Genomic DNA, 19,704 nt, shown 5'->3' on the forward strand with positions numbered 1-19,704 from the left:
GTGTAGGTGTGGGCGGCGGCTTCGCCGGGACAGTAGATCCACGCGGAAGGGGAGTCACGCGACATGGGTGGCAACACCAGAGAGGCGGGCCGCAGCACCGCGAACCGGTTGCTGTCGTTGCTGGCGGCGTTCACGCCGGCGGCGCCGGTGCTGACGCTGAGCGAACTCGCTCGGATCAGCGGCCTGCCGATCGCGACCACGCACCGGCTCGCGGGCGAGCTGATCGAATGGGGCGCGCTGGAACGCCTCGCCGACGGCCGGTTCCAGATCGGGCTCCGGCTGTGGCACGTCGGCTCGCTCGCGCCGGGACACCGTGACCTGCGGTCGGTCGCGATGCCGTTCATGGAGGACCTCTACGAGGCGACCCACGAGAACGTCCAGCTCGCCATCCGCGACGGGAAACGCGTGCTGTATCTGGAAAAGATCTCCGGCCGCAAGTCCGTGGACACGATGACGCAGGTGGCAGGGCGGCTGCCGCTGCACGCCACCGGCGTCGGCAAGGTGATACTCGCGTTCTCGGGTGCGGAGCTGTTCAGCCAGGTCGTGGCCGAAGGCCTCGCTCGCTGCACACCGCACACCATCACGCTGCCGGGGGTGCTGGCCGAAACGCTCGAGCAGGTCCGCCAGAACCAGGTCGCCTTTTCGCTCGAGGAGATGACGATGGGGGCTTCTTCGGTCGCCGCGCCCATCTTCGGGCCGGAGGGCACGCTCGTGGCGGCGCTGGCACTGGTCGTGCGGTCCTCGACGAACGTGCGGCCGCTGGTCGCCGCCGTGCGCACCGCGGCGCTGGGCGTCACCCGGGAATTGTCCGCTCCGCTTTCGCCCGGTGGAAATCTGGCCTGAAGAGCTGACTGAGAACGGGTTCGCACGTTCTCGCCCGGCGGAATCGCCGATTTTCCGGCGGCGGTGATCAACGAAATCGATAGTTGACGCCTTTTCCGGATTTCCGGATGCCCGGCTCAGGTCGGATCACAATTACTTCCGGTCAATGGAAGATGGGTTGTTGTCCGTTTTGGGCTGACCTTGGATGTCAACCAGGCCATCGGTTTCTATCGGTTTTCTGTCAGTTTTCCGTCAGGCGGAAGGTGGCCGTGGTAATCAGCGGGACGGCTTCCTAACGTTGCACCATGGCTACCGCACCGAACTACGCGCCGATCCCGCCGAAATCGGTCGGGGTGCTCGTCGTCGACGACGACCGAGAGACCGCCGACCTGTTGGCCGAGCTGCTTTCGGGTGAGGGATACGCGGTCGAACGGGCCTACGACGGGCACCGCGGCCTCGAGCTGGCACTGACCGGCCGGTTCGAGGTCGCCGTCGTCGATCGCGGGCTGCCGGTCTGTTCCGGCACGGAATTGCTGACCAGATTGCGGGTGGCGGGCGTGCTCACGCGGGCGCTCATGCTCACCGCGCGTGGCGCCATCGCGGAACGCGTCGAGGGCCTCGACGCGGGCGCGGACGATTACCTCGTCAAGCCGTTCGACGTCGAGGAATTGCTCGCGCGGGTGCGCGCGCTGCATCGCAGGCGCCCTGCCAAACCGGATTTCGTACTACTCGGCGAAAGCAGGCTGAACCTCAAACGGCGTCAGCTGGTGCGACCGGGTGAAGACCCGATCCCGTTGTCCGGCCGGGAATGCGCGCTGCTCGCGGCGCTCGCGGGCGAACCACGCGCGGTCCTGTCGCGCGAGCGGCTGCACGACGAGGTCTTCCCGGACACCGAGGCCCGTTCGATCGTCGACACCTACGTCTATTACCTGCGCCGCAAGCTCGGCAGGACGTCGGTGCAGACCGTGCACGGCATCGGGTACCGCCTCGGCACCGTCTAGCCCACGCTCGCCATGGCCGTCCCGGTCCGGCTGGTGAGCTCCTTCGCGACCGCCGCGATCGGCGAGTTCAGCGGCCAGACGAGCCGGGTCCGCCGCCAGAGCTGACCGTCGACCAGCCTGGCCAGTGTGAGCCCGGCGGCCGGGACGTCGTGCGCCAGGAACGCGCCGATGGCCCGGCCACCGCGGATGATGTCGGCCGCGGTGGTGTGATCGACGCCGAAGTGGCGGAACCGCGGGCTGAAGCCGGTCCGTTCACACGCCAGCCGCAGGCTCAGCCGCAGCTCCTCGGACCGGCCCGCTGGCACCACCCAGGCCTCCTCGGCGAGTTCGCGCAGGCTCACGAGGTCGCGCCCGGCGAGCGGATGCCGGTCGGGCAGGCCGATGAGCAACGGCTCCTTGCCCAGGTCGAGTCCGGCGAGCCCGGTCAGCCGCGGCGTCGGGAGGTACGGGTACTCGGTGATCAGGCCGAGGTCGAGCTTGCCTGCCCGCAACGACGCGAGCAGGCGATGCTGCTGCTCCTCGACGTAGACGAACTGCTCGTGGTCGGGCAGCAGGTCCGCGACGATCCCGGTCACCCTCGGCAGCCAGTTGCCGCCGCCGCTGGCGCCGATCAGGATCGAGGACGCGGGCGTCGCCTCACAGCCGAGCGCACGGGTGCTGGCGAGCAGATCGTCGAACTGGGCGAGCAGATCCCGCGCGCGCAACACGAAATGCGTGCCCAGTTCGGTCGGCACGACGCCTTCGGGCCTGCGTTCGAACAGCGGGCCGCCGAGGTCCTGCTCGATCCGCTTGATCTGCGCGGTGAGCCCCGGCTGGGCGATGCTCAGCGCGGCGGCGGCCCGGCTGATACTGCCCGCTTCGGCGACGGTGACGACGACCTTGAGGTGACGAAGTCCCAGATCCACGCTAGTCCTCCCGCCGGAAACACCGGACGATGATCATGCAGCCCAGCAGTGAGACGACGGCGGTGACGATCGCCGTCAGGTCCATGGCACGCAGGTAAGCGTTGTCGGCGGCGGAAATGAGGTCGGGTCGGCCCAAGGCCTGGCCGACGGCCCGTGCGCCTTCAGCGGACGCGGCGGCCTGCTCGCGCGCGGTGCCGGGCAGACCGGCCAGCGACGGCGCGATCGCGGTGCTGTAGGCGGCGGCGAGCAGCGAGCCGAGCGCCGCGACGCCGAGCGTGCTGCCGAGCGGGCGGGCGGCGGCGCTGATCGCGGCGCCCGCGCCGGTGCGCCCGGCCGGGAGGACCGCGAGCATTTCCGACGTGACGGGCGGAACGGCGAGTCCGGCGCCGAGCCCCTGCGCGACCAGCAGCAGGACCAGGTAGACGAGCGGGGTGTGCGCGTCGAAGAGCACGAACGCCGCGTAGGTCGCGGTGGCGAGCAGGAGCCCGGCGAGCGCGGTCCAGCGGGTGCTGAGCGCGGCGGCGGCGCGCGGGGAGAGCTGGTTGCCCGCGACGATGCCGACCGCGGCTCCGGTCATCACGAGCCCGGCTTGGGCGGGGGACAGCCCGTGGACGCCCTGGAGATAGAAGGCGCAGTAGAACAGCTGGCCCGCGAGCCCGGCGAAGCTGAGCAGCAGGCCGAGCGCGCCGCCCGCGAAACGGGGCCGGGTGAAGAGGCGGACGTCGAAACTCGGGTGCCGTGAGCGCAGCTGGACGAGCGCGAACGCGACGATGAGCGCGAGCCCGGTGAGCACGGTCGTCAGCGCGAGCGGATCGGTCCAGCCGGCGCGGCCGCCTTCGATGATGCCGAAGACCAGGCCGCCGAGTCCGAGCATCGAAAGGATCAGCCCGGCCGGGTCGAGCGGCCGCTTGTCCGAAATGGATAGTTTGGGCACGAACGACAGTGCCCCGATGACGCAGACCGCGGCGATCGGCACGTTGACGAGGAACACCGAACCCCACCAGAACCGGTCGAGCAGCACCCCGCCGAGCACGGGTCCGATCGCGACCGCGACACCGCTGGCCGACGTCCAGGTCGCGACCGCCCTGGCGCGGCGTTCGGGTGGCACGCCGAGTGTCGCGATGGCGAGGGTGGCGGGGGTGACCAGCGCGCCACCGATCCCCATCACGCCGCGCGCGACGACGAGCAGGGCCGGGTCGCGGGAGACGGCGGCGAAGACCGAGGCGAGCGCGAGCACGGTGAGGCCGGAGACGAGCGTCGCGCGCGGCCCGAAGCGGTCGCTGAGCGCGCCGCCGGTGAAGATCAGCGCGGCGAACATCAGCGGATAGGTGCTGACGGCCCAGGCCAGCTCGCTGGCACTGGCGCCGATGCCGCGCACCGGGTCGGACAGGACGTCGACGGCGATGTTGAGGATGGTGTTGTCGAGCAGCACGAGTGTCTGGGCGGTGACGGCCGCCGCGAGCACGAACCGGGGACGGGTTTGGGTGACGGTGCTGGTCATGGGCGCGTCGCCAGCCTGCCGGCCGCGAAGACGCGTGCCTGCGTCGCGACCCTGGCGCCGAGGTGTTCGGCGGTCGCGAGGTCGGACTTGTGCACCGCGTCCGGTTTACTGTCCAGATTGGACTGCGCGGCGGCGCCGAGATAGAAGCCGAGCCGGTTGAGGTCGTATTCACTGCCTTTGCCGGAGTTCCAGCCGGGCGCGAGCCCGAGCGTCACCCAGAGCATGCCGTGCTGGGCGGCGAGCGTGGCGAAATAGGAGAGTGTGCTGGACTTGTCGCCGGCCATCGACCCGGAGTTCGTGAAGCCGGCGGCGAGTTTGTCGGTCCAGCGCCGGGTGAACCAGCGCCTGCTGCTGGCTTCGGCGAACGCGTGGAAGGCGGCCGACGCGGTGCCCATGTACGTGGGCGCGCCGAAGATGATCGCGTCGGCGTCGTCGAGCCGGTGCCACTGCGGGGTGGTGATCTCGCTGACCTCGATCGGGATCACCTCGACCCCGTCGACCGCGGCCGCGCCGACGGCGACCGCTTCGCCCAGCCGGGCGGTGTGCCCCCGGCCGCCGTGGTAGGCGATCGCCACGGTGGCGGCAGGGAAGGTGTCGGACACCAGTCCTCCTGAGCGGGATGCGGGGCGGATGCGCTGAATATCGCAGACCAGCCTGAGAGATTTTTCAAAGCCGCTCAGGTTCGTTTCTCGGAATCTTCTGAGAAAGCCCCCTGTACTCGGCCGATACCCGTTCTTGGCGGAAGGTGTCGTGTTCGGTGCTGTGAGCGAACCGCTCTCATATCCCGGGAAGGGGAATATTCCCATAACGAACTCCGCGCTATTAGAAACACTGTTTTCCGCAGGGTTGCCCAGCGCCGCCCCGGCCAAGCTGGTGAAACTTTCCGCGATCGGGGAACCCGTGCTCGGGGGTCGTGAGTGGTGTGACCGGTTAGAGCCAACCGGTTTTTGGCGATCTACGCCTGGCCTGGGCTTGGCTGGTCGGTACGAACGGGGCTTGTGTCACGCTCAGCGGAACGACAGTGACTTATGTGTGGTGGCGTGTGGGAAACGAGGCGTTCAACGCTCCGTTTCCCGCACGCCGCGCCCCGGTCTGGGTGACGCGGGCGGCCCTTGTCACCTAGAGCGTTGCAAGGGCGACCCTTGTCACGTGCCCAGGGTGGACGAGCCCGAGCGAGTGGAAGAATTTCTGCATCTAACGGAGCAAACCTTCCACTCGCGCCGAGACTCGCGTGGTAAGTCGACAAATACCGGTCCGCTAGAACCGGCCACAACACTCACGACCCCCGACTTTGTCAGAATGCCGCCGGGTGGAATTCCCCAGTTGGCGTCCGCGATGCCGAACTGGGCGGACCATGGCCTCGTTCAACGCGTGTTTATCAAAATATTCTCAGAGCGCCATAATCTCCGAGTTATGCCGGGCCGGTATTGGCGGTGCCGAGCGTAATTCATGCACGATTGGGCAATCGATTATTCGATGTGGAGAGGGGAGGAGAAGATGGCAACCGACGGCAAGAGGTTCCGGCTGCGCCGGCTTTCCGTCGCGGGGGACGGGAAATACCTTTTCGTGCCACTGGATCACAGTGTCTCGGATGGACCGGTGGTGCGCCGCAGCGGCTGGGACGACCTGATCAGGGCGATCGTCGCGGGCGGCGCGGACGCGGTGATCGTGCACAAGGGACGGGCCCGCACGATCGCGCCGGAGCTGCTCGGCCGGTGCTCGCTGATCGTGCACTTGTCCGCCGGGACGATCCACGCGAGCGACACCAACGCCAAGGTGCTCGTCGGCGACGTCGAAGAAGCCGTGCGGCTCGGCGCGGACGCGGTGAGCGTGCACGTCAACATCGGGTCCGACACCGAGGCCAAGCAGCTGGCCGATCTGGGCGCGGTCGCCGAGGCCTGCGACAGCTGGAACATGCCGCTGCTCGCGATGATCTATCCGCGTGGCCCGCGCATCAAGGACCCGCACGACCCCAAGCTGCTCTCGCACGTGGTGAACATCGCCGTCGACCTCGGCGCCGACCTGGTCAAGACCACCTCGTCGAACCCGGTCGACCGGATGGCCGAGGTCGTCGAGAGCTGCCCGCTCCCCATTCTCTGCGCCGGCGGCCCCGCCGACGGCGCCAATCCCGTCGCGTACGGCGCCAGCCTGATGCTCGCGGGCTGCGCCGGGCTCGCCATCGGCCGCCGGATCTTCACCGCGCCCCAGCCCGCCCCGCTCGTCGCCCGGCTCGCCGCCGTCGTGCACGCGTCGCCGGTCCAGACCACTGAACCCCGTTCGAAACTCCAGACAGGTGCCGCATGAAATTCGCATGGATCGACGTCCGGACAGTTCCGCTCGAGCACCGCGAGGGGGTGATCGACGCGGCCATCCATGCCAAGGTCCACGGCGTACTGTCCGATGACGCCGCGCTGCTGGCGACCCTGCCACCCACCATCGTCGGTGTACTGACCGGCGAGGGCGCCGCGAACATCAAGGTCGTCGACGTCGCCGACGAAGACCAGCTGTCCGCGCTGACCCACCAGGCGGACAAGAACATCGCGGGCTGGGTGCACGTCCGCGACGACCGCACGCTCAAGCTCGCCTGCGCGGCCGCGGTCGACCTCCCGTACGCAGTCGTCGAATTCGCCGATCCCACCAAGATCCCGCTCGAGATCGTGCTCGCCGCCGCTGACAAGTCGCCCGGCGCGCTGATCTGCGTCTGCGCCGACCTCGAAGAGGCCTCGATCGTCGTCGACGTCCTCGAGCGCGGCTCCGAAGGCATCCTGCTGGCGCCCAAGGACGCCGGCGAGGTCTTCGCGCTCGTCCGCATGCTCGAAGCCCAATCCCCGAACCTCGAACTGGCGACCCTCACGGTCGACCGCATCGAGCACCACGGACTCGGCGACCGCGTCTGCGTCGACACCTGCTCGCACTTCGGGGAGGACGAGGGCATCCTGGTCGGCTCCTATTCGACCGGATTCATCTTGTGCTGCAGCGAAACGCACCCGCTGCCGTACATGCCGACCCGCCCGTTCCGGGTGAACGCCGGCGCGCTGCACTCCTACGTGCTGGGCCCGGACAACCGCACCAACTACCTCAGCGAGCTCGGCTCGGGGAGCACCGTCCTCGCGGTGAACGCCGACGGCAAGACCCGGCGGGTGATCGTCGGCCGCGCGAAGCTCGAGTCGCGGCCGCTGCTGACCATCACCGCGCACTCGGCCGACGGCGTCGTCGTCAGCCTCACGGTCCAGGACGACTGGCACGTGCGGGTGCTCGGCCCTGGTGCGAAGGTCCGCAACGTCACCGAACTCCAGCTCGGCGACGAGCTGCTCGGCTACCTCGCGACCGACCAGCGCCACGTCGGCATCCCGATCGGCGAGTTCTGCCGGGAGTCCTGATGAGCGGGATGACCGAACTCCTGCGTGGACTGTTCGACGCCCACCCCGGCGACCTGCCCTATCTCGCGCACGGCGACGACATCCGCACCCGCGCCCGCGTGCGCACCGAGGTCGCCCAGGAGGCGGCCGTGTTCGCGGGCTGCGGGATCCGCGAAGGCAGCACGGTGATGCTGCAGGTGCCGCCCAGCTACACCCAGGTGCAGGCGATGCTCGCGCTCTGGAGCCTCGGCGCGCAGGTGATGCTCGTCGACCACCGGTTCAAACCGGCGGAGGTCGACGCGATCCGGGCGACCGCGCACCCCGAGTTCACCGTCCGCGGCGGCGTCGCCGGGCAGACGCCGAGTTTCGCCAGGGAGTACGAACTCATCACCCGGCACCACCGCACCGGGCTGCCCGCGGCCACCGCGCACCGGCTGGTGCAGTTCAGCTCGGGGTCGACGGGCACGCCCAAGGTCATCGGCCGGACTCCGGACTCACTCGCCGAGGAGATCGACCGCTTCACCCGCATCGACGGCATGCCGCGGGCAGGCGAGCGGGTGCTGCTGCTCAGCTCCACGGCGCACAGTTTCGGCCTCATCGCGGGCCTGCTGCACTCGCTGCGAGCAGGTGTGACCGCGGTGTTCGCCGACCGAGTGTCCGCAAAGGACATTCTCGCCGCGGCGTCGCGGCACGACGTGCACCATTTGTTCGGCACCCCGTTCCACTACGAGCTGGTCAGCACGGCCGCGCGCCTCCCGCCGCTCCCGTCGTTGCGAGCGGCGGTCAGCGGCGGCGAGATCATGGACCCAGCCACCGCGAAACGGTTCGAGGACCGTTTCGGCTTCGCGGTCGGCGAGTCCTACGGCACCACCGAAACCGGCGTGGTCGCGATGGACGTCAGCGGTTCGATGCGGCCGTCCGTCGGCAGGGCCTGCCCCGGCGTCCGGATGCGCGTGCTCGACGGCGAACTCGAAGTCCACCTCCCGGACGGCTCGCCGTACCTGCATCCCGTGCCCGGCGACCGTTACCGCGATGGCTGGCTGCGCACGCGCGACCGGGCCGAGATCGGCGACGACGGCGGCCTCCTGCTCTTCGGCCGCGGCGACTCGCTCGTGGTGATCGGCGGGTTGAAGGTCGACCTCGGTGAGGTCGAAACCGTGCTGCGCGGGCATTCCGGGGTGCTCGACGCCGTGGTCGTGCACGACGGTCTCACCGAGGCGTACGTGACCGGCACGGCCTCGGAGTCCGAGCTGCTTGCCTGGTGCCGTGACCGGCTCGCCGACTACAAGCTGCCGCGCCGCATCCGGGTGCTCGCCGAACTTCCCCGCACTCCCAACGGAAAGCTCGTCCGCCGCGGTGAGGTGCTCCGCGGAGCAGTCCCCGCATAAGGAAAGGAACGCAATGCAGACCACTTTGGAGACCGAGATCCGGCTGTTCGTGCTCAAGACGGTGGCCGACGACATGAGCCACCCGCTCGAAGGCGAGGTCGACGACGCCGCGCCGCTGGGCTCCGGCGGCATCGATCTCGACTCGCTCAGCCTGATCGAACTCACCATGCGGCTGGAACGCCGCTTCGGCGTCGAGTTCCCCGAGACCGACATCGAGCCGCTCGGCGCGATGAGCCTCGGTGAGCTGGTCACCGACGTCGCGAAGCGTGGCGCCAAGGCATGACCACCGACGCCGGGACGCGGATCACCGCCGAGCAGGTGCGGCTGCTGCTGTCCGATCCGAAGATCTTCCCCGATCTCGAGGGGGACGACACCGAGCTGGTCCTCGACTCGCTCGGGCTGGTGTGGTTCCTGCACCTGCTCGAACTGCGGCACGGGATCGCGCTCGATCCGGACGACGAGCACGTCACCGGCGTCACCTCGGTCACCCGCATCACGGAGGGCCTGGCGAACCATGGCTGAGGTCGTCGTCACCGGGTTCGGCGTGCACACCGCGTTCGGCGAGGGCCCGGCGCGGGTGCGGGACGGCGTGTTCGCCGGGCGCCAGGAATTCCAGCGCATCACCCGGTTCGCCACCAACGGCCTGCGCTCACACGTCGCCGCGACCTACGACAGCGAGGAAACCCCGGCGGTACGTCCGGTGCTCTCGCACTGCGCGGACACCGCGGTCGAAATGGCGGAGCTTCCGGCAGGCCGGGACACCGCCGTCCTGCTCGGCACGGCGGGTGATTTCACCGCGCTGACCCGGTTCTGGCGGTCCGGCGGCGCGGATCTGACCGGGGTCGGCGGCACCGTGCCCGCACGGCTGGCCGAGGCGTTGGCCGTCCGGCTGGGTGCGCGCGGGCCGCGGATCGCGTTCACGAACGCGTGCGTCGCGTCGGCGTCCGCGTTGATCCACGGCTGCCGGATGATCGCGTCCGGCCGGGTCGAGAGCGCGGTCTGCGCCGGTGCTTACCTGGTGGAGGAGGAGAATCAGGCCAAGTTCGACTCCGGCTGGGCGCTCGCGCGTGATGGCGTCGTGCGGCCGTTCAGCGCGGCCCGGTCGGGGCTGCTGCTCGGTGACGGCGCCGCCGCCGTGGTGCTGGAATCCGCCGAGAGTGCCGAAGAACGTGGCGCGGCGCCGCTCGCGCGCGTCGTCGGCTGGGGCGCGGCTTCCGACGCGTATCACGTCGCCCGTCCGCACCCGGAGGCGAAAGGCCTGGTCACGGCGGTCCGCGCGGCGCTCCACCGCGCGGGCGACGACGCGGGCGCGCTCGTCGACTACGTGAACGCGCACGGCACCGGCACCAAGCACAACGATCTCGCGGAGACGCGGGGCTTCCACGAGGTCTTCGGCGACCGGGCGCCCGAGGTGCCGATCAGCTCGACCAAGAGCACCACCGGGCATCTGCTGGAGGCGTCCGGCGCGGTGGAGTTCGTCATCTCGCTGCTCGCGCTGCTCGACGGGGTCGTGCCGCCGACCGCCGGGTTCACCACGGCCGACCCGGACTGCGACCTCGACTACGTGCCGAACGAGCCGCGCCGGGCGGAGCTGCGCCGGGCGTTGACCGTCAACGCCGCTTTCGGAGGCGCGAACACGGCGCTGCTGCTGGAGCGGGTATGAAGATCCTGGCCGCGGCGATCGCGGGTCCGGGCGAACCGGCGCAGGTCAGCGGCTTCGTCGAGTCGCCGTTCAACCCGCTCGTGTACGAGGTCGCGGCCGGTTGCCTCAACGCCTATCCGGCCGACGGCGCCCGCACCGCGATCGTGCTGGCGAGCGTGCTCGGCGACAGTGTCACCACCGACCTCGCCAGCAGGCTGCTCACCGAGGGGCAGCCGCACAACGCGCTGCTGTTCATGCAGGCGACGTCGAACGCGATCCTCGGGTACGTCAGCAAGGAGTTCGGCATCACCGGCCCGCTGCTGTCGGTGTCCACAGGGGACGAACCCGGCTCCGGCCCGCTCGACGTCGCCGCCGTCCTGCTCGCCGACGACGAGCTCGACCAGGTGCTGGTCATCGGCGTCGAACTCGCCGGGAACCCGCGCACGGCCGCGGCGCACCGGGTGCTCGGCACCGCCGAGCCCGACGGGCACGTGGCGGTCGCACTGCTCATCGCGAGCCTCGACGACGAGCCGCCGGGTGGCGGCGTGCCCGGTCTCGTCGCACTGGCCCAGACCTCACTCAAGGGAGAATCATCGTGATCAGCAAGGAAGAGCGGGCCCAGATCCTCGGCGACGAGCGGCTCGGCGCCGGCAACGTCATCCACCGGCTGAAGGCATACGGCCGGTCGCTGGACGATCAGGTCCTGTGGACCGACGGCACCTGGCTGGCGCCGGACGGCACCCGGCCCGACGTGCTCACACTCGGGCAGCTGCACGAGATCGTCGAGATCTACGCGGGCTGGTACCACGCGCAGGGCGTCAAGCCGCGTGACCCGGTCGCGGTCCAGACCTTCTCCAGCACCGAGTTCGCGATCAACTTCATGGCGGTGCAGTCGCTCGGCGCGATCCCGTCGTTCGTCAACGGCAACCTCAAGCCGGAGATCGCGCTCGAATACGTGCGCCGCCAGGGCGCCGTCGGGATCATCACCGACGAGGCGCACCAGGAGAACTTCAAGCAGAACTACGAACGCCTCGGCCTCCGGTTCTGCGTCACCGCCTCGGCGATCCGCGCCGACGACCGGCAGCCGCTGCCGAAGGTCTTCCCGTACGCGCACGACAAGACCGACCCGATCATCATCTCGCACTCGTCGGGCACCACCGGCATGCCGAAGGCCGTGCCGCACACCCACGAGACGCTGCTCTACGCCCAGCTGCACCGGCTGAAACTCTCCGTCGGCACGGCCATGGGGAGGTTGCTAGTAGCACTTCCGGGCTCGCACAACGCCGCCATGTCCGTGCTGATGTTCGGCCTGCTGCTGCGCTCGCCGGTCTACCTGCAGTCCAGCCAGCGTGGGTCCGATGTCCTCGATGCCATCGACCGGTTCCAGCCGACTACCGTGTTCGGTTTCGCCGGAACGTACGGCGAGATCGCCACGAGTGACCTGTCGCAGCGCAAGATGGGCAGCATCGAAGCCTGGTACAACACCGGCGACGCCGCGCACGAGGCCCATGTCCGCGCGCTGATCGCGCAGGGCAGTTACCTGACGGTCGGCGAGGACTTCAAGCGGCACCGGATCGCCGGATCGGTGTTCACCGACGGGCTCGGCTCGTCGGAGACCGGCTATTCGATCTTCCACAATGGACACAAGCCCGGCAGCGCGTCGTACGGCCGGTGCATCGGCAAGCCGATGAGCTTCGCCGAGGGCGCGGTGCTGTCCGAGCAAGGCGTCCCGTTGCCGCCCGGTCAGGTCGGCAGGCTCGGCGTGAAGTCGCCGACGCTGACCCCTGGCTACTGGAACGACTCGAAGACCTGGCATCAGCTGCGGCTCGGCGGCTACTGGCTGACCGGCGATCTGTCCATTCAGGACGAAGGCGGCAACTTCTATCACCTCGACCGCGCGCCGGACGCGATCCGGACGGTCAACGGGATCGTGTTCAGCACCCGCACCGAGGAGCTGCTGCTGCGTGAACTGCCCGAGCTGGCCGACTGCACGGTCGTCGCGGTCGCGCCGGACGGCGTCCGGGCGGACTGGGACGGCGACGGCGTCGCGGACGCGTACGTGCTGCTTCAAGTCGCCGCGTCCGCGGACGAGACCGACTGGACGTCTGTGGTCAACGAAGTCCTTGACACGCATGGGTTCCCGCAGCTGACCAAGGCGATGCGGATGGACGCGTCCGACGTGATCAAGGGCGCCACGGGCAAGGTGCTCAAGCGCGAGATGCGCGAGAAGTTCCGCACGCGTCTGCTGGAGCAGCGGTGACGGCCGTCGAGCCGCGCGTGGCCCGCGCGATGGACGTGTACCGGCAGTGGTGGCTGCACGACGCGCGCTGGTACCAGGGTGTCGCCAAGCGGTTCGGGCACGAGGTCGCGAACGAGATCAACGCCGAGGCGCTGCGCTTCGTCGCCGAGCACGTCGGCAAGCGGATGCTGCGTCAGTTCGGCGGCAAACCAGCCGCTGACCTGGACGAACTCCGTGCCCGTTACGACGCGTGCGCCGAGTACATGTTCCCCTCCGAGCTGCGCGACGGCGGGATCGAGGTGATCGGCGAAGACCTGCTGGAGCTGACCATGCGGCAGAACTTCGCGGTGACGATGGTCCGCATGGCCGGTTCGCTCGACGGCTACGAATGCCCGTGCACGGAGATCCACGCGGGCTGGTCGGCCGGGCTCGGCATCGAACTCACGGAGAACCGCGCCACCGGATGTCTCCGGCACGGCGATCCGGCCTGCCGCCTGCTCATGCGGGTCGCGACCCCAGACGGAAAGGACTGAGCGATGCGCGTGCTGATCGCCGGCGCGACCGGCGTGATCGGGCGGAGGTTGCTCCCGTTGCTGCGTGCTCGTGGTCATCACGTGACGGCCATGGTCCGCGAGCCCGCCCGCGCGCCTTCAGCCGACCTGACGGTGGTCGCCGACGCGCTCGACCGGGACGCGGTGCGCGCCGCGCTGCTGGTGGCCAGGCCGGATGTGATCGTGCACCAGCTTTCCGCGCTGAGCGACCGTGGTTCGCTCGGCTTGGAGGTGACGGCCCGGCTGCGCACCGAGGGCACGGCGAACCTGCTCACGGCCGCGCGTGACGCCGGTGTCCGGCGGATCGTGGCGCAGAGCATCGCGTTCGCCACGGCGCCGGAGGGTGATCCGGTGCTCGACGAAGACGCCCCGCTCTACCTGGACGCGCCCGACGAGGACTGGGCGCGCACGGTGCAGGCGGTCGCCGAGCTGGAACGGCTTGTCCTTGGCGCACAAGGCATTTCCGGTGTCGCGCTGCGCTACGGCACGCTCTACGGTCCCGGCACCTGGTACGGCCGCGACGGCGCGATCGCCACCGCGGTCGCCGCGGGCAAGCTGCGGATGCCGGAGGTCGCGGGCGGGATCACGTCGTTCGTGCATGTCGACGATGCCGCGCAGGCCGCGGTGCTCGCCGTGGAGAGCGACGTGACCGGGACGTTCAACGTGACCGACGACGAGCCTGCCGAGGCCTCGGTCTGGCTGCCGTGGTTCGCCGAGCAGCTCGGCGGGCCCGCGCCGAGGACGATCCCGGCCGATCTCGCCGGGCGCCTGCTCGGCTGGTTCACCGCGTATCAGCTCACCGAGCTGCGCGGCGCGTCGAACGACCGCGCCAGGCTCGGCCTCGACTGGAAGCCGGGCAGGCCCAGCTGGCGTGACGGGATGGCCGACGATGAGCGGTGAGCTCCGGCTCTGCCTGGTCGGCGCCGGACCACGCGGCACCTCGGTGGTCGAACGGCTGCTGGCCAATGTGGACGGTCCGCGCCAGGTCGTGCTGCACGTGGTCGACGAGTTCCCGGCCGGTCCCGGCGCGGTGTGGCGGACCCGGCAGCGTACGGGCCTGCTGATGAACACGGTCGCGTCGCAGGTCAGCATGTTCACCGACGACAGCGTGCGGTGCGAAGGCCCGATCGTGCCCGGTCCGTCGCTCTACGATTGGTCGACCTGGCTGCGTGACGGTGAGCTGCCCGGGGTGTATCCGGCCTGGGTGCGCGAAGAGGCGGACCGGCTCGGACCGGACGAGTACCCGTCTCGCGCCTTCTACGGCCACTACCTGCAGTGGGTCTTCCGCCGGGTCGTGGCAGGCGCGCCCGAACAAGTGTCGGTCGTCGTGCACACGTCGGCCGCGGTCGCCCTGGACGACTCCGCCGACGGCAAGCAGACGCTCTCGTTGCGGGACGGCACTGTCCTTTCCGGACTCGACGGTGTGGCGCTCGCGCTCGGCCACGGCCCGGTGGCCCGCTCGGCCGAGCAGGAGCGGCTGAGCCGGTTCGCCGAGACGCGCAAGCTGATCTACCTGGAGCAGGCCAATCCGGCCGACACCGAGACCCGCCGGTTCATGCCGGGTGAGGCGGTCGCGTTACGTGGCCTCGGCCTGAACTTCTTCGACTACCTGAACCTCCTGACGGTCGAGCGCGGCGGTGTCTACGAACGTCATGGCACTTCTCTGCGCTACGTCAAGTCCGGTTTGGAGCCTCAGCTGTTCGCCGGGTCGCGGCGCGGAATCCCTTACCACGCAAGGGGAGAGAACCAGAAAGGCGCTTCGGGGCGGCATGTGCCGCTGTTCCTGACCGAGGCGAAGATCAGGGAACTGCGGACGCTGGCCCCGGTCGCGTTCGCCGAGTCGGTCTGGCCGCTGGTCGACCTCGAGGTCAAAGCCGTCTACTACCAGACGTTGTGCGCGTCCGAAAAGGACGGTCAGGCGTTCGTGACGGAGTTCGTCCGCACCCGGGACGAGGAACCGCTGCTGGAGCGATACGGCATCACGGAGCGCTGGAGCTGGGAACGGATCAGCAGGCCGCAGGGTGACCGGGAGTTCGCCGACACCGGCGAGTTCACCGCCTGGCTGCTGGACTATCTGCGCGCCGACGTCGAGCAGGCCAGGATGGGCAACCGCACCAGCCCGCTCAAGTCCGCTTTGGACGTCCTGCGCGATCTGCGCAACGAGATCCGGCAGGTCGTCGACCACGGCGGTATCGGCGGCGAGTCCTATCGGGACGAACTGGAGCGCTGGTACAACCCGCTCAACGCGTACACCTCGATCGGCCCGCCCGCCCGGCGCATCGAGGAGATGATCGCGCTCATCGAGGCGGGCGTGCTGCGCATGACCGGGCCCGGCATGACGGTCGAACCGGGTGACGACTGCTTCTTGGTGGGCTCGTCGATCCCGTCGCCCGCCGTGCCGGTCACCGGCCTGATCGAGGCCAGGCTGCCGGAAATCGACCTTCGCCGCACTGGGAACCCGTTGCTGCGCCACCTTTTGACGACCGGCCAATGCCGTCCGTACCGCCTGCCCGGCGGCGCCTACGAAAGCGGCGGTCTGTCCGTGACGGCCCGTCCGTACCGCGTCATCGACGCACTCGGCCGCCCGCACCCGGCGCGGTTCGCGTTCGGCGTCCCGACCGAAGGCGTGCACTGGGTGACGGCGGCGGGCATCCGCCCCGGCGTCGGCTCGGTCACCCTCGAGGACGCGGACGCGATCGCCCGCGCGGCACTGGCACTCGACGCCACCGTCCCCGTATGACAGGAGAGCCATGACCACCAGCTCCACCGACGGGGGCCTGCTCGCGCCGACCTGGGCGGGCACCCCGGTCGAACCGCTCGTCAGCGACGAGGCCTGGCTCCAAGCGATGCTCGAGGCGGAAGCCGCACTGGCCCGAGCCCAAGCCAGGCTCGGCCTGATCCCCGCCGCGGCGGCCACCGCCATCACCGCGGCCGCCCGCCACGAGTACCTCGACGTGACCGAACTGGCCCACGCGGCACGGGCGGCGGCCAACCCGGTCGTCGCCTTCGTCCCGGCCTTCACCCAGGTCGTCGCCAACCTCGATCCCGCCGCCGCCGAGTACGTCCACCGCGGCTCGACCAGTCAGGACATCCTCGACTCCGCGGCGATGGTGATCGCCCGCCGCGCGTTCGACCTGATCAACTCCGACCTCGAAGCGGTGGCAGCGGCACTGGCTCGCTTGGCCGACGAGCACCGGCACACGGTCATGGCCGGGCGCACCCTCGCGCAGCACGCGGTCCCGATCACGTTCGGCCTGAAGGCGGCCAACTGGCTGCAGCTGATCCTCGACGCCCAAATCCGCTTGCGCGCCTTGGTCTGCGCGGGCCTGCCCGCCGAACTGGGCGGCGCCGCGGGCACGCTGTCGGCGTATGGGGAGTACGCCGAGATCGACTCGGGAACCCGGTTGCCGTTGGGAGGAGTCGAGCTACTCGCCCCGTTCGCGGAGGAACTCGAGCTGACCGAGCCGACCACGTGCTGGCACACCGCGCGCACCCCGATCGCCGACATCGGTGTGGTGTCGCAGTTCGTCACGGGCGCGTTGGGCAAGTTCGCTCTCGACGTGCAGTTGTTGTGCCGCACGGAGATCGCGGAGGTTTCAGAACCCGCGGCGGCCGGCCGAGGCGCGTCGTCGGCGATGCCACAGAAGCGGAATCCGGTGCTGTCGACGTTGATCATCGCGGCGGCCCGGCAGGTCCCCGCGCACGCGGCGATCCTCGCGCAGAGCATGCTCGCGGAGGACGAACGCCCAGGCGGCGCCTGGCATTCGGAGTGGCAGCCGCTGCGCGAGGCGTTGCGGCTGGCCGGGGGAGCGTCGCACACCGCGGTCGAGCTGAGCGAGGGTTTGGTCGTGCATCCGGAGCGGATGGCCGAGAACCTCGCGCTGACCGGGGGCGCGATCGTGGCCGAGCGCCTGAACGTCGCACTGGCGCCTTTGCTGGGCAAGGCGGCGGCCAAGAAGCTGCTGACCTGCGCCGCTCACCAGGCCGCCAGCACCGGCAAGACGCTGGCCGAGATCGTCCAGGCAACACCCGAGCTGGACGGCCTGATCGGCCCGCGCCGGCTGACCGAGCTGCTGGACCCGGCCGGATACCTGGGCGGGGCCGCGGGGCTGGTGGACCGAGTGCTGGAGCGCTACCACCGCACCCTCTGACCCTGAGCTTGGAACGGGATAAAGCGGGCTAAACTCCGGGCGCTTTTCCCGGAGTTTAGCCCGCTTTATCCCGTTCTTCGCTTACTTCGCGCGAGCGCCGGTCTTGGCCGAGAACCGGAACTCGAGCCGGACGGGCAGTTCCTCGAGGTCGAGCGCCTGCCGCAGCCGGGGGACCCCTTCCTCGTCGAGCCGACGCCGGATCTCGGTCAGATCCCCGTCCTGCTCGACGGTCACCACCAGCGCGAGCGAAGCCGCCTCCCGGCTCCCCGCCAAGGCCGCACTGACGTCACGCACCCCGGGATATCCGCCGACCTCGGCCGCGAAGGGCGCGCACGCCGTACTGGCGGCCAGCTCGGTCCGGCCTCGATCCTGGTCGAACACCCACGCGGCGGCCTTGGGCTTGCGGACCAGCTGGGCCGCCAGCCAGCGCACCATCAGCAACCCGGCCACGATCGTGGCCGCGGCGACCACGTAATACACCCAGGTCGACGGGGTTCCGGCAGGCAGCACGGTCGCGTCTGGCTTGATCACCGTCAGCTTCCCGAAGTGCGTGGCGACCGCGAACCCGCCGCCCGCGATCAACAGCAGCCCGAACAGCGCCAGCAGTGCGCGGTTGAGCCGGGCCGGACGATTGTGGCTGCTCATGACGCACTCCTGCTCGCCTTGACCCTGACCTTCACGGTCGGCTGTTCGACCGGCCCGATCTGCGCCAGCCGCTGATCGAGCGCCGAGCGCACGGCGTCGGCCAAGCCGTCGGTGACCGTGCGCTCGGTCGAGACCACCGCCGCCACCTGACGACGGCCGATCTTCAGCTTCGCGCTGCTCACACCGTCCACTCCGGACGCCGCGGCCCGCAGTGTGCTGCGGTAACTACGGCGGGAAGCGCCCGAGTCGATGCCGGATTCGTCGCCACGCAACGGGAACACGGTCAACCGCCCGGGAAGGACAGCCGCGAGCAACAACAGCAGCCCCAGCAGCGCCGCTATCCCGCCCGCGATCACCGGGACCAGCTCGTTCCAGCGCACCCGGGTGACGACCCGGTAGTCGACCCACGGCCGCTCGCCGACGATCAGCTGGATCGACACGATCGCTACCAGCGCGCACATCGCGAGCAGGCCGAGCGCGGTCAGCGTGGCCGGGAGACTCCTGCGTGGCCGCCGTTTCACAAGACCCTCCTGGTGACCGCGGCCGCACCGTCCAAAGAGGTCACGGTGATGTCCATTCGCGACACCTCGAGGCCGGTGTACTCCTCGATTCGGCTCAGCAGGTGCGCGCGGGCCCGCTCGGTCGTCTTCGCGACCGAGCGCGGGTACTCGACCGACAGCCGCACACCGAGGCTGGTGAAACCGCCGTCGACCTTCGCGCTGGCCTTGGCGGTTTCACCGATCCCGTCGACCTCGGTGGCGGCGTGCGCCGCGATGCGCTCGACCGCGCGGTCGGCGATCGTGAGCGTGCCCAGCTCGGCGATGGTCATGGTCAGCCCCGATCGCGGCCGGTCAGCTGGGACAGGTCGAGCTTGCCGTCGAGCACACGCCCGGCGAGCAGGCCGAGCGCGCCGAGCACGAGCACGACCAGGAAGGCGCCGAAACCGCCGAAGGCCGCGGCGAAACCGAGAGCGAGGCCGGTCAGCAGGCCGAGCTGGGTGGCGGACATGGTGTTCTCCTTTACTGCACGCGGGTGGTGTCCGAGTTGTCCTCGTCGTCGCCCGGGATGTGGACGTCGGAGACGTTGATGTTGACCTCGACGACCTCGAGCCCGGTCATCTGCTCGACGGCGGTGATCACGTTGCGCCGCACCGAACGGGCCAGTTCGGCGATGGACACGCCGTACTCGACCAGGATCACGAGATCGATCGCGGCCTGCTTCTCGCCGACCTCGACCGCGACGCCCTGGCCCGCGCTGGCCGAGCCGCCGGGGATTCGCTCGCGCAGCGCCGAGAACGCGCGTGCGGTGCCGCTGCCGAGCGCGTGCACGCCGGGGACCTCGCGGGTGGCGAGGCCGGCGACCTTCTGCACGACGGTGTCGGCGATGGTGGTGGTGCCTTGCGAAGAGGCCAGCGCGTCGCTCTTGGCGATCTCGGTGCCGGGTGCCTTGGTGGTCGTGTTCGTCATGGCTGCTCCTCCTGGTTTTTCGTTGGTCTGGTGA

At 69.8% G+C, this 19,704-nt stretch carries 22 protein-coding genes; 14 read left to right on the top strand and 8 right to left on the bottom strand.

Annotation, left to right across the window (positions count from 1 at the left end; translation table 11 throughout):
• The first annotated feature begins 63 nt into the window (after positions 1–63).
• Together BLV57_RS05305 and BLV57_RS05310 are read left to right on the top strand one after the other, a co-directional pair.
• The gene (locus tag BLV57_RS05305; protein WP_091287243.1) at positions 64–843 is read left to right on the top strand and encodes an IclR family transcriptional regulator; all 780 of its coding nucleotides are present in this window, start codon (positions 64–66) and stop codon (positions 841–843) included.
• Positions 844–1,127: 284 nt separating this feature from the next.
• Positions 1,128–1,823, top strand: coding sequence for a response regulator transcription factor (locus BLV57_RS05310; protein WP_245757158.1), 696 nt, complete (start codon positions 1,128–1,130; stop codon positions 1,821–1,823).
• Here BLV57_RS05310 and BLV57_RS05315 read toward each other — a convergent pair.
• The 3 genes from BLV57_RS05315 to BLV57_RS05325 are packed head-to-tail and all read right to left on the bottom strand — an operon-like array spanning position 1,820 to position 4,831.
• On the bottom strand, positions 1,820–2,728 hold the full coding sequence (locus tag BLV57_RS05315) for a LysR family transcriptional regulator (protein ID WP_091287246.1): 909 nt from the start codon (positions 2,726–2,728) through the stop codon (positions 1,820–1,822). The two genes, BLV57_RS05310 and BLV57_RS05315, sit on opposite strands and share 4 nt — an antisense overlap.
• Position 2,729: 1 nt before the next feature.
• Entirely contained in the window at positions 2,730–4,229 is a 1,500-nt protein-coding gene (locus BLV57_RS05320) for an MFS transporter (RefSeq protein ID WP_091287249.1), read from the bottom strand.
• On the bottom strand, positions 4,226–4,831 hold the full coding sequence (locus tag BLV57_RS05325) for a flavodoxin family protein (RefSeq protein WP_245757159.1): 606 nt from the start codon (positions 4,829–4,831) through the stop codon (positions 4,226–4,228). Before BLV57_RS05325 ends, BLV57_RS05320 begins: the two co-directional genes overlap by 4 nt.
• Positions 4,832–5,726: 895 nt before the next feature.
• On the opposite strand from BLV57_RS05325, the gene BLV57_RS05330 reads away from it, so the two are divergent.
• From BLV57_RS05330 to BLV57_RS05380, 12 genes are read left to right on the top strand one after another with little or no spacing between them, the layout of a single operon-like run.
• Positions 5,727–6,533, top strand: coding sequence for a 2-amino-3,7-dideoxy-D-threo-hept-6-ulosonate synthase (locus BLV57_RS05330; protein WP_091287253.1), 807 nt, complete (start codon positions 5,727–5,729; stop codon positions 6,531–6,533).
• Positions 6,530–7,609 carry a 3-dehydroquinate synthase II family protein gene (locus BLV57_RS05335; protein WP_091287255.1) on the top strand — a complete coding sequence of 360 codons (1,080 nt, stop codon included), beginning with the start codon at positions 6,530–6,532 and terminating at the stop codon, positions 7,607–7,609. The genes BLV57_RS05330 and BLV57_RS05335 overlap by 4 nt, the downstream gene beginning before the upstream one ends.
• On the top strand, positions 7,609–8,976 hold the full coding sequence (locus BLV57_RS05340; RefSeq protein ID WP_245757160.1) for a class I adenylate-forming enzyme family protein: 1,368 nt from the start codon (positions 7,609–7,611) through the stop codon (positions 8,974–8,976). Before BLV57_RS05335 ends, BLV57_RS05340 begins: the two co-directional genes overlap by 1 nt.
• Positions 8,977–8,989: 13 nt before the next feature.
• On the top strand, positions 8,990–9,259 hold the full coding sequence (locus BLV57_RS05345; RefSeq protein ID WP_091287258.1) for an acyl carrier protein: 270 nt from the start codon (positions 8,990–8,992) through the stop codon (positions 9,257–9,259).
• On the top strand, positions 9,256–9,498 hold the full coding sequence (locus tag BLV57_RS05350; RefSeq protein ID WP_091287261.1) for a hypothetical protein: 243 nt from the start codon (positions 9,256–9,258) through the stop codon (positions 9,496–9,498). Before BLV57_RS05345 ends, BLV57_RS05350 begins: the two co-directional genes overlap by 4 nt.
• Positions 9,491–10,639 (top strand): beta-ketoacyl-[acyl-carrier-protein] synthase family protein, encoded by a 1,149-nt coding sequence (locus BLV57_RS05355; protein ID WP_091287263.1) that lies wholly within the window; start codon positions 9,491–9,493, stop codon positions 10,637–10,639. The genes BLV57_RS05350 and BLV57_RS05355 overlap by 8 nt, the downstream gene beginning before the upstream one ends.
• Positions 10,636–11,217 (top strand): beta-ketoacyl synthase N-terminal-like domain-containing protein, encoded by a 582-nt coding sequence (locus BLV57_RS42765; protein WP_143046986.1) that lies wholly within the window; start codon positions 10,636–10,638, stop codon positions 11,215–11,217. The genes BLV57_RS05355 and BLV57_RS42765 overlap by 4 nt, the downstream gene beginning before the upstream one ends.
• A complete protein-coding gene (locus tag BLV57_RS05360) occupies positions 11,214–12,878 on the top strand; it encodes a class I adenylate-forming enzyme family protein (protein ID WP_176968496.1) in 1,665 nt (554 codons plus the stop codon). Before BLV57_RS42765 ends, BLV57_RS05360 begins: the two co-directional genes overlap by 4 nt.
• Positions 12,875–13,390, top strand: a complete 516-nt coding sequence (locus BLV57_RS05365; protein ID WP_245757161.1) for a hypothetical protein — start codon at positions 12,875–12,877, stop codon at positions 13,388–13,390. Before BLV57_RS05360 ends, BLV57_RS05365 begins: the two co-directional genes overlap by 4 nt.
• Before the next feature lie 3 nt (positions 13,391–13,393).
• Positions 13,394–14,308 (top strand): NAD-dependent epimerase/dehydratase family protein, encoded by a 915-nt coding sequence (locus tag BLV57_RS05370; RefSeq protein WP_091287265.1) that lies wholly within the window; start codon positions 13,394–13,396, stop codon positions 14,306–14,308.
• Positions 14,298–16,148, top strand: a complete 1,851-nt coding sequence (locus BLV57_RS05375) for an FAD/NAD(P)-binding protein (RefSeq protein WP_091287268.1) — start codon at positions 14,298–14,300, stop codon at positions 16,146–16,148. Before BLV57_RS05370 ends, BLV57_RS05375 begins: the two co-directional genes overlap by 11 nt.
• 10 nt (positions 16,149–16,158) lie before the next feature.
• Positions 16,159–17,559, top strand: coding sequence for a lyase family protein (locus BLV57_RS05380; protein WP_091287270.1), 1,401 nt, complete (start codon positions 16,159–16,161; stop codon positions 17,557–17,559).
• An 81-nt stretch (positions 17,560–17,640) separates the two neighbouring features.
• Here BLV57_RS05380 and BLV57_RS05385 read toward each other — a convergent pair whose 3' ends face one another.
• Genes BLV57_RS05385 through BLV57_RS05405 form a run of 5 tightly spaced genes read right to left on the bottom strand, consistent with a single transcriptional unit; the run spans position 17,641 to position 19,670 of the window.
• A complete protein-coding gene (locus BLV57_RS05385) occupies positions 17,641–18,204 on the bottom strand; it encodes an alkaline shock response membrane anchor protein AmaP (protein ID WP_091287273.1) in 564 nt (187 codons plus the stop codon).
• The gene (locus tag BLV57_RS05390) at positions 18,201–18,725 is read right to left on the bottom strand and encodes a DUF6286 domain-containing protein (RefSeq protein ID WP_091287276.1); all 525 of its coding nucleotides are present in this window, start codon (positions 18,723–18,725) and stop codon (positions 18,201–18,203) included. Before BLV57_RS05390 ends, BLV57_RS05385 begins: the two co-directional genes overlap by 4 nt.
• Positions 18,722–19,033, bottom strand: coding sequence for an Asp23/Gls24 family envelope stress response protein (locus tag BLV57_RS05395; protein WP_091287278.1), 312 nt, complete (start codon positions 19,031–19,033; stop codon positions 18,722–18,724). Before BLV57_RS05395 ends, BLV57_RS05390 begins: the two co-directional genes overlap by 4 nt.
• A 2-nt stretch (positions 19,034–19,035) precedes the next feature.
• Positions 19,036–19,212: a hypothetical protein gene (locus BLV57_RS43165; RefSeq protein ID WP_091287281.1), complete on the bottom strand. Its 177-nt coding sequence runs from the start codon at positions 19,210–19,212 to the stop codon at positions 19,036–19,038.
• 11 nt (positions 19,213–19,223) lie between these two features.
• Positions 19,224–19,670 (bottom strand): Asp23/Gls24 family envelope stress response protein, encoded by a 447-nt coding sequence (locus BLV57_RS05405; protein WP_091287283.1) that lies wholly within the window; start codon positions 19,668–19,670, stop codon positions 19,224–19,226.
• Between the last annotated feature and the right edge of the window lie 34 nt (positions 19,671–19,704).

Source organism: Amycolatopsis xylanica, assembly GCF_900107045.1.
GTDB classification, from domain to species: domain Bacteria; phylum Actinomycetota; class Actinomycetes; order Mycobacteriales; family Pseudonocardiaceae; genus Amycolatopsis; species Amycolatopsis xylanica.